9 protein-coding genes are annotated in these 15,062 nt (G+C 60.8%); 7 read left to right on the forward strand and 2 right to left on the reverse strand.

The window, feature by feature from the left end; all coding sequences use genetic code 11:
* Window positions 1–110: 110 nt before the first annotated feature.
* A complete protein-coding gene (locus tag VJZ71_17545; GenBank protein HKQ49882.1) occupies window positions 111–749 on the reverse strand; it encodes a replication/maintenance protein RepL in 639 nt (212 codons plus the stop codon).
* Window positions 750–1,348: 599 nt separating this feature from the next.
* Window positions 1,349–2,704: a laminin B domain-containing protein gene (locus VJZ71_17550; GenBank protein ID HKQ49883.1), complete on the reverse strand. Its 1,356-nt coding sequence runs from the start codon at window positions 2,702–2,704 to the stop codon at window positions 1,349–1,351.
* 147 nt (window positions 2,705–2,851) lie between these two features.
* Between VJZ71_17550 and VJZ71_17555 the strand changes: the two genes are divergently transcribed.
* The 7 genes from VJZ71_17555 (at window position 2,852) to VJZ71_17585 (ending at window position 15,016) form a co-directional block, all read left to right on the forward strand.
* Window positions 2,852–3,037 carry a helix-turn-helix transcriptional regulator gene (locus VJZ71_17555; GenBank protein ID HKQ49884.1) on the forward strand — a complete coding sequence of 62 codons (186 nt, stop codon included), beginning with the start codon at window positions 2,852–2,854 and terminating at the stop codon, window positions 3,035–3,037.
* A gap of 351 nt (window positions 3,038–3,388) precedes the next feature.
* Window positions 3,389–3,700, forward strand: coding sequence for a hypothetical protein (locus VJZ71_17560; protein HKQ49885.1), 312 nt, complete (start codon window positions 3,389–3,391; stop codon window positions 3,698–3,700).
* A 185-nt stretch (window positions 3,701–3,885) separates the two neighbouring features.
* Entirely contained in the window at window positions 3,886–8,889 is a 5,004-nt protein-coding gene (locus VJZ71_17565; GenBank protein ID HKQ49886.1) for a DEAD/DEAH box helicase family protein, read from the forward strand.
* Between the two features lie 64 nt (window positions 8,890–8,953).
* Window positions 8,954–10,234, forward strand: coding sequence for a DUF2130 domain-containing protein (locus VJZ71_17570; protein ID HKQ49887.1), 1,281 nt, complete (start codon window positions 8,954–8,956; stop codon window positions 10,232–10,234).
* Between the two features lie 9 nt (window positions 10,235–10,243).
* The gene (locus tag VJZ71_17575) at window positions 10,244–11,983 is read left to right on the forward strand and encodes an AAA family ATPase (GenBank protein HKQ49888.1); all 1,740 of its coding nucleotides are present in this window, start codon (window positions 10,244–10,246) and stop codon (window positions 11,981–11,983) included.
* Window positions 11,980–13,725, forward strand: a complete 1,746-nt coding sequence (locus VJZ71_17580; GenBank protein HKQ49889.1) for an ATP-dependent helicase — start codon at window positions 11,980–11,982, stop codon at window positions 13,723–13,725. Before VJZ71_17575 ends, VJZ71_17580 begins: the two co-directional genes overlap by 4 nt.
* Window positions 13,726–14,170: 445 nt before the next feature.
* Complete coding sequence (locus tag VJZ71_17585) at window positions 14,171–15,016, forward strand: ArdC-like ssDNA-binding domain-containing protein (protein HKQ49890.1); 846 nt, start codon at window positions 14,171–14,173, stop codon at window positions 15,014–15,016.
* The last annotated feature ends 46 nt before the right edge of the window (window positions 15,017–15,062 follow it).

A 15,062-nucleotide genomic window follows, 5' to 3' on the forward strand; every position in this document is an offset into this window, starting at 1 on the left:
ATTGTATAATGGCCTACCGTCGCGCCTACCTATGATCGGCGGCTAAAGTGGTCGAGGTTCGACTTGAGGCCCAAGCATCCTTAACCCAAGTTGATTCAGTATGTTGCGTATCAGGTTGGTACGTTGGATCCACCGCATTCGGTAGCGGCCGAACCAGGCGAGGGGAGGGACGCCATGTCTCCGAGTTGAAGTTCCTGTTGCCGGCCCGCGCCCTTGAGATGGTACGTCCGCACGAATGCCAGACGGTCCCCGTTGAACATGAAACGGATGTTGACGAAGAACACGCCGTCGCTGGGGCTGCGGTACAGGAATTCCTTTTCCAGCAGTTCCCGCACCCCGCGCTGATACGTGCGGTCGCTGATACCGTGATCCTTGGCGACGTACTGATTGAGCTTGATTTCGTCGGAGCCAGGATTCGCCCGCATTTCGTGGTAGACGAGTTCGAACACCTGCAGGCCTGTCTTGGAGAGATCCGCCGCCTGTTTGATGCCGTCGAGGAACATCTTCACGAATCGGCTGCTGTCAACTTCCTCTTCCCACCAGAAGCCCATGCCGCCGATGCCTTTGATTTCGCCGCTGCTGTTGTCAACGATGACCGAACCTCTGCCGCCCGGCACCTGAAATCGCTTGGTCCGCGTTGTCAGTCCGCTGGTGGTCGGCACGCTTGGATTGGTTCGATAAACCGGGAATCCGCGCTTGGTGCTGACTTGATTCCCAGCGAGCCCCGCAATCTGTCGCACTTCCGTCATTTTCCGCCTCCGATTCTGTCACTAGACAGACAGCACATTGGCACATGACCGACAAAGGCGCAAGACCTTTTTGTCGGTACGCCGACTGATCCTGACGGTTGGCCGTCAATTCGTGACGGTTCGGTTTGATGAAAATCAAAGAGTTGCACCCTCGCTCTTTCTTATTACTAAATAGCACCCAATGCGGCCGACGCCGGAGCGCGCCTCCGGATCGCTGGCGACGGCGTCGGCCAGCCGGCACTATTGAAAGAACCGCTCCACAACGGGACAGACCTGTGGATAACTTTCAGAGCATCGGGCCAACCGTGATGAGAAGGCAACAAAGAGCTACCCGAGTGTTGCGCGATGTGTACACGAAGCCGTTACTTCGAGTTCGCGGAGAGGCCGTAGGGCATTCAGGAAAAGTATCGAGCCTGACGAACCGCCCCAGCTTCGCATTAGGGAGCCCGCACAAGCTAGAAACGGCATTGGACGACCAAAACACCCCCTGTCAGTAGGACTACGCTCTTAGATCCACTCTTGCGCATTGGCCAGCGTCGTGAGTCAACATGACCGGCGACGATTCAAATTGAACCTGTGGCTACGTCAGGCAGGCGAGGTCACGGAGCGAGCATCGCCTCGACGAAGCCGCCCAGGTCAGCCCCGTTTGCGGAACCGTCACGATTAATGTCGGCACAAAGAAGATGCCAGGGATCAATGTCCACACCGAGCAAGACATCGACCATCGTCGGAAGGTCGAGAGCGTCAACCTGCCCGCTCTGGTCGAAGTCCGCCGCGGGCGAGCACGGACGGCAATCGAGAAAGAACACATTATCGAGCAAACCCTCATCGACGCCGCTGTAGAACTCGCCACGGATGGTCAATTCGGACAGGGAACCGAACACGTCGGCAAAATCCTGCATCGTCGGCACTTGCCCGTCGCTCGTTCGCGACCATTGTGCCGAGGGTTGGAGCGGCACCGCAAAGTGCGTCCATCCGTTGTCGGCCGGATTGGATTCCGCCGCGAATTGCAGCGTCAGTTCCGAGCCGGTGACGTTGACCATTCGCAGGCCCTCTGACGGGTCCGGCTGGGCGACCGGCGTTGCGCGCAGATCGAACTCCAGGATGCTGCCGAGCAACACAGTGCGATCCCCTAGGAACTTGGCAGGTGCCAGGTAGCGCCATTCAACGCCATCGGCAAGATCGGATACCGTGAAGCAGCCGCCGGGGTTCCCCGTCGAATTCGCCCAAGCCGGTGGGTTCGTATCCCGAAGCGTCCACCAGCCTTCGTCGTCTGCGTCGAAGGTGCTGGCCGGGCAATCCGGGGATGGGCCGTTGAGAACGACGTTGTCCAAGCCATCGGTGTCATTGCCGCTCCGGTACTCGGCCCGGATGTAGAGAGCCGTCAGCGCCGCCAGAGCTTGTTGCAAATCCGAAGGAGTCGCTGCCGGCCCGCTCAAAGTATTGACGTGCCACCCGCCCCCGGCAGCCAGCAAGACGTGATAGCGCGTCCATCCAGTTCGCGGATTGTAGGAAGTGTTGAGCGCCAGCGTCATTCCGCCGCCTTGGATGACGACATCGGCGATATCGTACTGGCTGCTTGTGGATGACTGCTTCTGGTCGAAACTGAGAACGCCGCCATACACCGCCGACTGTTCGCCCAGGAAGCCGGACGGGGCCTGCCAATAGGAGGTTCGTCCGTCATTGGGATCGACGTGCTGGAAGTAGCCGCCGAGATTGCCTCCTTGCTCCACCCACGCGAGATTTCCCTCGGGAACTGGCGTCGGATCGAGCGGGCTGAGATTGACCGTCCGCATCGCCGTCCAGCCGTCCGGATCGGCATTAAAGTGGCTTTCGGCGACAATAGGTTGGGCTTGAAGTCCCTCAACGCACCAGGCGCAAGCGAAAGCAGCCAGAAACACGGATCGTCCAATTTGCAGCGACAAGCGGTTTTTCATCCCAGCCAGAACTGTCATGGCATAACCCCTTCCAGGAGCCCGTAGGGCCCCCCCCGAGCGCAAAGTCGCTGCTGCTAAACTAGCAGCAGACCTGCCGGAGTTTAGCTTGCTGCTGCAATGGCAGCAAGGGCACAACATAAACCGGCCTATCGGAGGATGTGCGGGATGCTCCGCGCCATGCGGGCCAAGGCCGGCCTGACGCAACGAGACCTCGCCCGTAAACTCAGGATGCACAACACGATGGTGCACCGATCGGAGATCGGCGACCGCCGCATTGACCCGGTGGAGTTCGCGGCATGGTGCCGCGCCTGCGATGCCGATCCGGGTGACGTGATCCGGAATCTCGGATAATACCGATGCCGGGGAGCGTTTTGCGGCTTTCCGATTGAATGAATCGTCAGAACCTGCTATGCGATTTGCGAAATATCACACTGCGGGAATATGTCTGACGGAACGTCACAGACCGACAACAAGTCCTTCGCATGGCTCAATACGGGCTCGGTCGACTTGTCGCCGCTAGAAGCCGAAACGGGTCATGCCGGGGTTTCATCAGGCATCCAGGAACGCATCCGTCTTGATTGTTCCTGATCATGGGCCGCAAGTCACGTCCCCCGCGGCATCCCATTCTGCTGTTTCCGCCCGAGGCGGATGATCCGCCGGTCGCCCTGGAAAAACCCCCCGATTCCAACACAGGAGGCAAACATGCCGTACAAGACAATCATCATCGAGCTTCTGCGACAGCGACCGAGACTGCACGGCAAGCTCCGCCGCAAGCGCAAGGTCCTCGACGTGGTCAATCGCTACGCGCGCGAACTGAAGACGCTCCACGAAGACTGGACGATGAGACTGTCGAAGGGCCAGCCGGACATCGATCCGAGCCAGATCGCCAGCGCGGCGATGGAATTCGCACTCATCGAGATGAAGGATCGTTTGCGGCACGCGTCACCGCCGGGCGAGCCGCCGTTGTCGGACATCGCAGGGGATCGGTCCCGCAATCGCACGTCGCGCGCCTGAGCTGGTCGAGCCAGCCGACGCTCTTCGACCTGCTGTCCTCGCCCCAGGAAGGCCTAGCAGCCTCTGAATCTTCCCCGCGTTCAGAACGGTTCACACCGAAAACCGACAAAGCACCGCCCAGTACTCCGGTCCAGATCGCCGGCGGCGAAAAAGAGAAAGCTCGCGACATCATCGCCGCGATTCGCATGCTTCAGAAGGTCGAGGGAGAAAATCGGCTCGCAACTCATGACGAGCGCCAGGTGCTTGCCCGCTTTGCCGGCTTCGGGCCGGTCGCACTTTTGATTTTTCCCGACCCGGTAACACAGCACTACAAGGACGCCGGCTGGCAGAAGCTCGGCACGGAACTGAAAGCACTTCTAAGCCCCGCGGAATACAACAGCGCCAAGCGCACGACATTCAACGCCTTCTACACGTCGCCAACCGTCATCGCGTCCATTCACGAGGCTATCTCGCGATTGGGCGTCCCCTCCGATGCCATGATCCTGGAGCCCGGATGCGGCATCGGCAATTTCATGAGTCAGGGAAGCGAGCAGTATCGCTTTATCGGCGTCGAGCTGGACTCGATATCGGGACGGATCGCGCGGGCGCTTCATCCCGACCAAGACATTCGCATTGAAAGTTTCCGCGAGACAAAACTGCCCGAGGAGCGCATCGGCGCGGTTGTCGGCAACGTGCCCTTTGCCGACACCAAGCTCGACTACCACGGACAGAAGCTCTCGCTTCACGATTTCTTTCTCGCCAAGTCGGTCGATTCCCTCAAACTCGGCGGTGTGCTGGCCCTGGTCACGTCCCACTTCACGCTCGACAAGCAGAATGCCGCCATCCGCGAGTATCTCGCCTCGAAGGCCGACTTCGTCGGAGCCATACGGCTGCCATCCCACGCCTTCAAGCGCGAAGGCACGGCAGTCGTCACAGACATCCTGTTCCTGCGCAAGCGCGCTCCCGGCGAACCCGCTCAACACGTCGATACGCAGTGGCTGGGTATCGCGCCAATTGTCATCGACGGCGCCGACGTTCCGGTCAATCGCTACTTCCTCAACCACCCGGAGATGGTTCTCGGCGACTGGACTCGCAAGGACACGCTCTATGGCGGGGAAGGATACAGCGTTCGTGGCAGCGGGGACCTCTCGGCGAAGCTGAAAGACGCCATTGGCATGCTGCCGCAGTTCGCGCCGTCGCAATGGTCACAGACCGCGGAAGAATCTACTCCGTCCTTCACACCACCGCCGGCGGAACGCCACATCAACGAAGGCAGTTTCTTCGTCGGCAGCGACCGGGGGATTTGCCAACTGGTGGGCGGTCAGACCGTGCCGGTCGTGTACGGCGGCACGGCGCTGAAGGCCGCCGGCACTCTCACCGGCCGCCGGCTCGCTTCTCTGATCGGCTTGCGCGACCACGCTCGCCGCGTGCTGCAATCACAAAATGAAGGTTGGCCGACGGAGCATCGAGAAGAAGCGAGGCGTGACCTCAACCAAGCCTTCGATCGTTTTCAACGCACCTACGGACCCATCAACAAGACCTCCTTCAGCGAGAGTCGCGACGGCAGCGTGATCCGACGGCGGCCGAACCTCGTCAAGTTTATTGAAGATCCCGACGCGATGCTGGTGATGTCGCTCGAAGATTACGACGAGGTCACCGAAAAGGCCTCCAAAGCCGCCATCATGACCAAGGACGTGGTGGGCAAGACGCCGCCCGTCACGCAAGTTCGCAGTGCCGAGGAAGGCTTGCTCGTGTCGCTCAACCAGCGGGGCAGGGTGGACCTGCCCTTCATCGCCGGCCTTTACGGCAAACCGGAGCAGCAGGTTATCAGCGAACTGGGCGACTTGGTCTTCCATGACCCCGAATCGAAATCATGGAAGACCGCCGACGACTACTTGTCCGGCAACGTTCGCGCCAAGCTGGCAGCCGCCGAGAAGGCCGGGCGGGCCTACGCCCAGAACACCGAGGCGCTGTGGCGCGTGCAGCCCGAGGACGTGCTGCCCGGCGACATCGACGCCAATCTCGGCGCGCCGTGGATACCCGCCAGCGACATCCAGGCATTCGCGGCCGATTTGTTCCATGTCGAGCCGTCGATCATCCCGGTCAGTCATCTTCAAAAGGACGCGGTTTGGAGCGTGGACGCCGGCCACGCCGCGAAGGCGTCCGTCGCGGCAACTTCCGACTACGGCACCGCCCGTGCTAACGGCACGTGGCTACTTGATCTGGCCCTCAACATGAAGTCGCCGGTCATCTACGACGTGATCGATCATGGCGACGGCGAGGAGCGCGTTGTCAACCAGGAAGAGACGATGGCCGCGCGCGAGAAACAGAAGCTGATCAAGGAGCGCTTCCGCGCATGGGTATTCACTGACCCCGAACGCATCGAGCGGCTGGTGCGGGTTTACAACGACATTTACAACAACCTGCGGCCACGCCTCTTCGATGGCTCGCACCTCGACTTCCCCGGCATGAACCAGACCGTTCGCCTGCGGTCGCACCAGGCCGACGCCGTGTGGCGGGGGATGAGTTCTGGCAACACGCTGCTAGCGCACGCTGTCGGCGCCGGCAAGACGTTCACGATGGCCGCGACCGGCATGAAAATGAAACAGGCGGGGCTCATCAAGAAACCGATGTACGTTGTTCCCAACCACCTGCTGGAACAGTTCGCCCGCGAATTCATGCAGCTCTATCCCAACGCCAAACTGCTGGTCGCCACCAAGGAGGACCTGCGCCGCGACCGTCGCAAGTTGTTGACCGCCAAGATCGCCAGTGGCGAATGGGACGGGATTCTCGTCACACATTCGTCGTTCGAGCGTATCGGCATGTCACGGGATTACCAGGAGAAGTTCCTTATCGAGCAGATCGCCGAGTACGACGAGCTGCTTCGCGAACACGCCGGCGCCAAAGGCGCGAATCGCAATCTCATCAAGCAGATCGAGAAACAGAAAGCTGCCCGCGTGGAGCGCCTGAAAGACCTGCTTGCCGAGGAGAAGAAGGACGACGGGCTCGTGTTCGACGAACTCGGCGTCGATCATGTCTTCATCGACGAGGCCCATTTCTTCAAGAACCTGGAGACGCCGACCAAGATGGAGCGCGTCGCCGGCATCCAGACCGGCGGCAGCGAGCGCGCCTTTGACGTGTACATGAAAGCCAGCTTCCTTGGCGAGCAGCATCCCGGCCACGGCGTCACCTTCGCCACCGGCACGCCGGTGTCGAACACGATGGTCGAGATGTACACCATGCAGCGGTTCCTCGATCCAGCGGGACTCAAAAGCCGCGGACTGGAACACTTCGATGCGTGGGCCGCCACCTTCGGCGAAGTCATCGACACGATGGAAATCTCGCCCGATGGCGCTTCGCTGCGGCCCCGGAGCCGATTCGCCAAGTTCACCAACCTGCCGGAACTCCAGCAGATGTTCCGGGCATTCTCCGACGTGCAGACCGCCGAAATGCTTAACCTCCCTCGTCCTCGACTGGAAGGCGGCAAACCGATCGTTGTCGCCTGCCCGATGTCCGCGGAACAGCACGCGCTGCAACAGGAACTCGTCAGGCGTTACGAACGATTGCGATCGGAGAAGGTAGACCCGCGCATCGACAACGCGCTCAACATCACGACCGATGGCCGCAAGCTCGCCCTTGACGGGCGGATGCTGTCCTCTTCCGCTGCCGATCCTGACGGCTCCAAGGTCAACCGCCTGGTCGAGAATGTCGCTGAAATCTGGAATCGGACAGCCGCGACACGCGGCACACAGATGGTTTTCTGCGACATGGGCGTACACCAGACAGCATGGGGATACTCGGCCTATGACGACGTGATCGAGAAGTTGGTCGCCCGCGGCGTTCCCCGCGGGCAAATCGCCGCCATCGGGGAGGCCGACTCCGACGCCAAGAAACAGGCACTCTTCGAGAAGGTCCGCAACGGTTCGGTGCGAGTGCTGATTGGCAGCACGCAGAAGATGGGCACCGGCACCAACGTGCAGCAGCGTCTGGTCGCCTTGCATCACCTAGATGCGCCGTGGAAACCGGCCGAGGTTGAACAGCGCGAGGGACGCATTCTCCGCCAGGGAAACACTAACGAGGAAGTCGCGGTGTATCGCTACGTCACCGAGGGATCATTCGACGCTTACATGTGGCAGGCGCTTGAGACCAAGGCCCGGTTCATCGGCCAGGTCATCACCGGCAATAACGCCGTTCGACGAGCCGAGGATGTCGGCGGGCAGGAACTTTCCTACGCCGAAGTCAAGGCAATCGCGTCAGGGAATCCGGCGGTGCTGACGCTCGCCGAGGCCGACGCTGAATTGCAGCGGCTGGCGCTGCTCAAGAAGAATCACGTTGATGAACAGTATGTCGCCCGTTGCAAAGTGCGTGACCTGCCGGAGAAAATCGCCCGCCTGAACAAACGCCTGTCCGACCTCACGACCGATCAATCGACCATGACAGCCCATGCCGATGATTTCATCACCATCAACGGCCGCGAGTATTCACGGGAGGATGCGCAGATTGCGCTGGCTCGCCAACTGGACAGTCTGCCGCAGGAGGTCCGGCAGGAGCGCCGCGTTCCGCTCGGCGTCTATCGCGGACTGCGGTTCGGACTCGTGCTGCAGCCGCAGTTCCCGCCCGAAGTTTATCTGGAGGGCGCGACTACGAAGCATGACCGGCTTTTTCGGGGCAATCATGGTCCCCGCGCCGTTTTGAACGCTCTCGATCGTCTGTGCAAAGCCTACGGCTCGGACGTGGTCGCGATCCGGCAGGAATTATCCATCGCCAAATCGCAGCTTGGAGACTACCAAGCGCGAATCGGCAAGCCCTTCATCCATGAAGTCTATCAAGCCGAATTGACAGATTTGCGTGATCAACTCAAGGGGAGCCTTGCGGGGACGGCCCCGCGATCGGGAGCCGATGCAACGCCCGAAGCCACGAAACCGCCACTCACGACGGCCGAATTGGCTGGCCGAATCAAGGCGCTAAAGGCCGAGTACACCATCGAGGCCGCGCCAGAGCGCGCCGGCACCCGTCGCTTGGACGCGGAGGAACCCGTTACGGTCCGTATCCACCGTCGCATGGCAGCGCCTTCGACCACTGACCCGGCTACTCTGCCCGACGAATCAAAGACGGCATGGGGGGGAATGCGAGCCGATCGGTCAATGGATAACCGCCGAGCGGCGTATCGAAACGAAGCTGGCCAACCGCCGCGTCCCCTCCCGCGTTGACTTCCCCAACATGCCGTGTTAGCCCGAAAGACGGTAAACTGCCCACATTCTGCGGGATACGAGAATGACTGAACCAACGATAGTCTGCCCAAGTTGTAAGACCGAGATCAAGCTGACCGAGTCGCTGGCGGCTCCGCTGATCGAATCCACGCGCCGGCAGTTCGAACAGCAGATCGCGCAGAAGGATACTGACATCCGCAAGCGCGAGGCCGCGGTCAAGGAGCAGCAGGCGGAGATCGCCAAGGCAAAGGAGAGCATCGACGACCAAGTCGCCGCCAAGATGCAGACCGAGCGCGCCGCTATCGCTGCCGAGGAAGCGAAGAAGGCGAAGCTGGCCTTATCGACCGACCTCGACCAGAAGGCAAGGGAACTGGCCGACCTTCAGGAAGTCATCAAGCAGAAGGACGCCAAGCTCACCGAAGCGCAGAAGGCGCAAGCCGAGTTGATTCGCAAGCAGCGTGAACTCGACGACGCCAAGCGCGAGATGGACCTGACCATCGAAAAGCGTGTGCAGGAATCGCTCGGCGTAACGCGCGAGCAGGCCAAGAAGGAAGCTGAGGATTCGCTCAAGCTGAAAGTCGCGGAGAAAGAGCAGACCATCGCTTCAATGCAGAAGCAGATCGAAGACCTGAAGCGACGGGCCGAGCAGGGGTCGCAGCAGCTACAGGGCGAGGTGCAAGAACTTGAATTGGAAGCGATGCTCCGCGAGAAGTTCCCGCACGACTCCATCGAGCCGGTCGCTAAGGGCGAGCACGGCGGCGACGCGCTTCAGCGCGTCATTGGCCCGATGGGACAGCCGTGCGGGGCAATCCTGTGGGAATCAAAGCGCACCAGGAACTGGACCGACGGCTGGCTCGCCAAGCTGCGCGAGGATCAACGCGCCGCCAAGGCCGAATTGGCCGTCATCGTCAGCCAGGCGCTGCCGAAGGACGTGGAAGCGTTCGACCATGTTGACGGCGTATGGGTCACGTCGCACCGCTGCGCCATGCCGGTCGCCGTGGCGCTGCGTCAATCACTCATCGAACTCGCCGCCGCCCGCAAGGCCGGCGAGGGGCAGCAAACCAAGATGGAACTGGTTTACCAGTACCTTACAGGCCCGCGCTTCCGCCACCGCGTGCAGGCAATTGTCGAGAAATTCAGTGACATGCACGAGGATTTGGAGAAGGAGCGCAAGACCATGACGCGGCTGTGGGCTAAGCGCGAGGAACAGATTCGCGGCGTCATCGAATCGACTGCCGGTATGTACGGCGACCTCCAGGGAATCGCCGGCAAGACGTTGCAGGAAATCGACGGACTCGAAATGCCGCTACTTCCACAAGACGCGGACACAGACAGCACTAAGTGAGCTTGCTCCATGCACATAAGCAGACTGGTTGTTCGGAACTTCCGGAACCTAACCTCACTTGATGTTCCGCTTCGCAAGGGCGTCACCTGCATCATCGGTGAGAACAACACCGGAAAGACAAATCTGCTGCATGCACTCCGGTTGGTTTTGGATGGCGACTTGCCCGGCTACACGAGGCAGTTGACTCTGGCAGACGTGAACGAAACCGCTGCGGCCGAACATCCGTTACATATTGTGGTCGCAGTCGAGTTCAGCGATTTTGAAGATGACGTGGAGGCTTCCGCGTTTGCAGCTTTCTTCAAGGTGCGAGACAACTTGGCGCGTCTGACGTACCGATTCCGCCCGAATCCGACCGCGCGGGATGCAATTGAGGCTGAGGAGCGTGAAGCCGAAGACCTCACCATTGATGACTATCGCTGGGAGATTACCGGAGGCGGAGACGAGGACCCGGCTAACATCGATTGGGATGAGGACTTTGGCCGCAGCATCCGTATCTCGGATTTGAACGACTACTTGGTGGTCATCTTGCACGCGCTGCGCGATGTCGTGGCCGATCTCAAGTCTTCTCGGCAGTCGCCACTTCGCCGAATCATCCGCTCGCTCAAGTTGCCTCGCGACGAACAGGCGCGTCTCGTCGAAATCCTCTCAGACGCTAACACTGCAATCGCATCGACTGACACCATAAAGCGCATCGGCGAATTGCTTGACGAGCGTCTTTCAACCACCGCCGGCGACGCCTTCAAGCTGTCGGTTGCCCTTGGCATGAGCAGTCCGACGTTCTCGGCCATCGAGCGAGCCCTTACCCTATTGTTGTCGAGCGACAGCCACACTCGGTTTGAACCGGGGCAGAACGGGCTGGGGCTGAACAACGTTCTCTACATCGCGCTGTTGCTTCAATACTTCGAGAGCCGACTTGACGCTGACGAATGCGCCGGTGCGGTTATTCTACTTGAAGAACCGGAATCGCACCTTCACCCCCAGCTTCAGCGCGTCCTATTGGAGACTCTCAAGGCCCATTCCGTCCAGGTGATCGTTACCACGCACAGCACGCACGTTACGGCTGCCACAGACATCGATGACTATGTTGTCCTTTCGGTAGGCCAGAATGGCATTGTTGACGCCCATGTACCGCGCTTAGCCGGTCATCTGAGCGATGCCGATCGCGCCGACCTCAACCGCTATCTCGACGCCACCAAATCGACGCTGCTCTTCGCCCGGCGAGTGATCTTAGTCGAAGGGCCAGCGGAGCTATTCCTCGTCCCCACCATTGCGAAGCAAATATGTGAAATCGACCTCGATCGACACGGCGTCGCAGTCGTGCCGATATTCGGAACCCACTTCGCCCCGTTCGCCAAACTCTTCGGCCCCGATGGCGTCCGTAAGCGTTGCGCGATCATTACCGATCGCGATGATGACCCGGCAGAGGAGGGAGAGCCCCCTCGCAATCTGGGAGAGCATGAGAATGAGTTCGTGAAGGTCTTCGCGTGTGACATCACCCTCGAAAAAGAGTTGGCAATCGCAGGAATGTCTGAGCCACTGCGCCTCACCGCGGCGGAATTGCGTACTCGAAGGCTTGGAGAAGCCCTGGCGGCAGACCCGGTCAATTTTGACACGCTCGGAGAACGCATCCTGAAAGCTGCGGAGTTCAGGTCCAAGGGACGGTTCGCCCAAGTACTGTCAAAGCACATGCACGCCGCGACCGACGCGCCTCAGTATCTTAAGGACGCAATCGCGTGGGTGACTGAATGAAGCTGACGCCCGCACAGCGCGCAGCTGTGGATGAGGAGGTTCGACACGTCCTGGTCGTCGCGTGCCCAGGTAGTGGCAAGACACGGACCATTGTGGCCCGGCTGCTACGCGCGATTGAGCAAGTCAGAGATACGCCCCGTCGTGTGGCGTGCATCACTTATACGAACGCCGCCGCCCATGAGATCGAGGGCAGACTCAAATCGCTGGCCAGTGCCGACGATGCCGATTATGCCGATGTCGGTACGATTCACTCCTTTTGTCTTCAGGCGGTGCTCCGGCATCACCATCGCCTTCTCGACGGATACGAGTCGGGATTGACCGTTGCGGCCCCCGAGACCTCTGAATTTGCCGAGGCCGCACAGCAGGCCCTCGCGGACACCATGCAGGGCCACGGCAGCATTCAGGAATTTGAGCGCATACGGCGCGGTGCAGCAGGCGAACCGCTGATCCCGACAGATGTTCGGCTAACTGATGACTGTGTGCGCCGTTTCTGGGAACGGCTCGCCGAGCGCCAACTCGTCGATTTTCCGAGCATTACCTATCTGACTTATCGACTATTTGAGTTGCATCCACACCTCGCTAGGAGCGTTTCCTCGCGATACCGAGAAATCCTCATCGATGAGATGCAGGATACGGACGCGCTTCAGGTGCAGGTGCTGTATCGACTGGCCGACGCCCGCCGGAGCCGCTTTTTTCTTGTCGGCGATCACTTTCAGTCTATCCAAGGTTTTGCTGGTGCCCAGCCAGCGCGCATGTTTGAATTCGCTGATCATCTGGGTGCCCGCACAGACTTCGCACTACACGAAAACTGGCGAAGTAGTGGACGAATCGTTGCACTCGGTGAAGCCCTCTGCCCTCGCGCTCCAATAATGGTTGCCGTTGGTCCGAATGCAGGATATCGCACTTCGCCCAGTACGATTACTGCCGCTTCCGGCGTCGATGCCGTAGTCGGTGGGTTTCTTCCACTCCTGACGCGCGAAGGCATTGCCGTCACAGACGCGGCCGTGCTCGCTCCAGCATGGTACATGCTGTTTCCAATCGCCCGTGAGCTTCGGCGCTTGGGCGTGCCCGTTTCGGGACCAGGCGCGCGTCCCTACCGGCGCGCGCGACTCTTCACCGGCCTGATCGAGTATTTGTGCGCGTATATTGATACACCCGCCTCCGATCTTCTCCGCCGTGTTCAGGTTCAGCTATTCCACACCGTCCAACAAGTCGAGGGGCTGGCTCGCTTTGACGTTTGGGACCGTGTCGGCAGACTCGCGGTGATGCGCCTAGTTATTTGCGGTCGCGAACTGAGAGACCGGAACGCCTCGGCTATCGCGTGGCTGGAGGCAGCGGCACCCTCCTTCACAGCAATCCTTCGGGAGCACGGTTTCATAAGAGAGGCAGGCGCTACCGCCATCGAGTCGTCAGCTTCGGAGATCATTGCGGATATCCGCCAAAACCGCGACTTTGACCCTGACGACTTGACTGTAGACGACATCGGAGATTTTGCCCATCCTGATGGGAGCTTGCGTTTGCTTACTCTCCACTCTGCGAAGGGTCGAGAATTTGAAGCGGTGTGCATTATCGAGCTTCAGGACGGCCAGTTTCCCCATCCACGCGGCGATATTGAGGAATCGCGTCGCGTCTTGTATGTCGGCGTCACCCGACCGCGGAAGGTGTTAGTACTTAGCCACAGGACAGGTCGAGCGATCTGCCGATTCGTCACGGAACCTCGATTTGCGGCAGCGATGCGCTGACTCCGTGCTCAGTATGTTTTCGCCTCGCTGTTGATTCGCCGTCGTCGCGTTGCGTGTCGTTCTCGACAATGCGCACTCTCCCAGCATGAGCCAACGTCCGGCATCAATCCAATGTTCATGCGTAGCTTCCGCTATTCGCTAGCAGCGGCTCTTTCCCTTGCAGTCAGATTCGGTGCGTTGCATCGGTTCATTTGCTTGTCTCTCGGCTTTCAATCGCGGCTCCCGGCCGTCACCGCTTCGCTTCCCGCCTTCGAGCCTTGCACGCCTCACGCCTGACACGCTTCGCGCCCTTCGGGTCCGGTCCGTCATTCGTCCTGCTCCGCTTCGCGGGACTCTCCGGCGGCCTGCCGGCCTTGCCGCGGCTCGCTCCTTTGCCACCCCCGCCGGGGTCCCTCTGGCTTTGCGAAGGGACCGCACGTCGCGGGTCCCGGCAAGGAGCAAAATCATGAAAGCCGAACAAGCCAAGAAAGTCGCCGACCAGGCCCTCGAACAACTCAGCCAGGCGCTCGCCACAGGCAGGAGCGATGAACTCACCCGCTACCTCTCGATGCTGGCGAAGTTCCACAAATACAGCTTCGGGAACGTCATGCTGATCCTGTCGCAGAAGCCCGACGCGACGCAGGTCGCCGGCTTCAACACGTGGAAGCAAATGGGCCGCTACGTCCGCCAGGGCGAGAAGGGCATCGTCATCATCGCGCCGATGGTCTTCCGCAAGTCTGAGAGCCGCCGTGGCGGGCGCGACGCCGAGCCTGCCGCCGGCGATTCCGCCGAGCGCGATGATACCGTGCTGCGTTTCCGCGGCGTGTACGTCTTCGACGTGTCGCAGACCGACGGCCAGCCGCTGCCCGAGCCGGCCGGCATCAACGGCGATCCCGGCCAGCACCTCGACCGCATCAAGGCGGACGTTGCTTCGCGCGGCATCGCGCTCGACTACGAGATCGGTCCCGGCAGCGCCCTTGGCCTGTCCCGCGGCGGTCGCATCAGCATCCGGCAGGGCCTGCCCGCCGCCGAGGAGTTTGCCGTGATCGCGCACGAACTCGCGCACGAGCTTCTGCACCGCGGCGAGGACCGCCCGGCCAGCAAGACCGTCCGCGAGACGGAAGCCGAGGCCGTCGCGTTCGTCGTTAGCCAGGCCGTGGGCCTGGACGCCGGCGCCGCCGCCCGCGACTACATCCAGCTCTACGACGGCAAGACCGACACGCTGGCCGCGTCGCTGGACCGCATCCAGCGCACTGCCGCCGACATTATCGCGGCGCTGCACGCACCCGAGGAGCAGGCGCACGCCGCCTGATCCGTCGCCGCCCCCCGGCGGCTCGCCCCCGCCGGGGTTTTTTCAT

The organism is Phycisphaerae bacterium (assembly GCA_035275405.1).
GTDB lineage: Bacteria > Planctomycetota > Phycisphaerae > UBA1845 > UTPLA1 > DATEMU01.

Excerpts from the sequence above, each read along its gene's own strand:
- VJZ71_17545 (HKQ49882.1), bottom strand. The coding sequence starts at position 749 with ATGACGGAAGTGCGACAGATTGCGGGGCTCGCTGGGAATCAAGTCAGC.
- VJZ71_17550 (HKQ49883.1), bottom strand. The coding sequence starts at position 2,704 with ATGACAGTTCTGGCTGGGATGAAAAACCGCTTGTCGCTGCAAATTGGA.
- VJZ71_17555 (HKQ49884.1), top strand. The coding sequence starts at position 2,852 with ATGCTCCGCGCCATGCGGGCCAAGGCCGGCCTGACGCAACGAGACCTC.
- VJZ71_17560 (HKQ49885.1), top strand. The coding sequence starts at position 3,389 with ATGCCGTACAAGACAATCATCATCGAGCTTCTGCGACAGCGACCGAGA.
- VJZ71_17565 (HKQ49886.1), top strand. The coding sequence starts at position 3,886 with ATGCTTCAGAAGGTCGAGGGAGAAAATCGGCTCGCAACTCATGACGAG.
- VJZ71_17570 (HKQ49887.1), top strand. The coding sequence starts at position 8,954 with ATGACTGAACCAACGATAGTCTGCCCAAGTTGTAAGACCGAGATCAAG.
- VJZ71_17575 (HKQ49888.1), top strand. The coding sequence starts at position 10,244 with ATGCACATAAGCAGACTGGTTGTTCGGAACTTCCGGAACCTAACCTCA.
- VJZ71_17580 (HKQ49889.1), top strand. The coding sequence starts at position 11,980 with ATGAAGCTGACGCCCGCACAGCGCGCAGCTGTGGATGAGGAGGTTCGA.
- VJZ71_17585 (HKQ49890.1), top strand. The coding sequence starts at position 14,171 with ATGAAAGCCGAACAAGCCAAGAAAGTCGCCGACCAGGCCCTCGAACAA.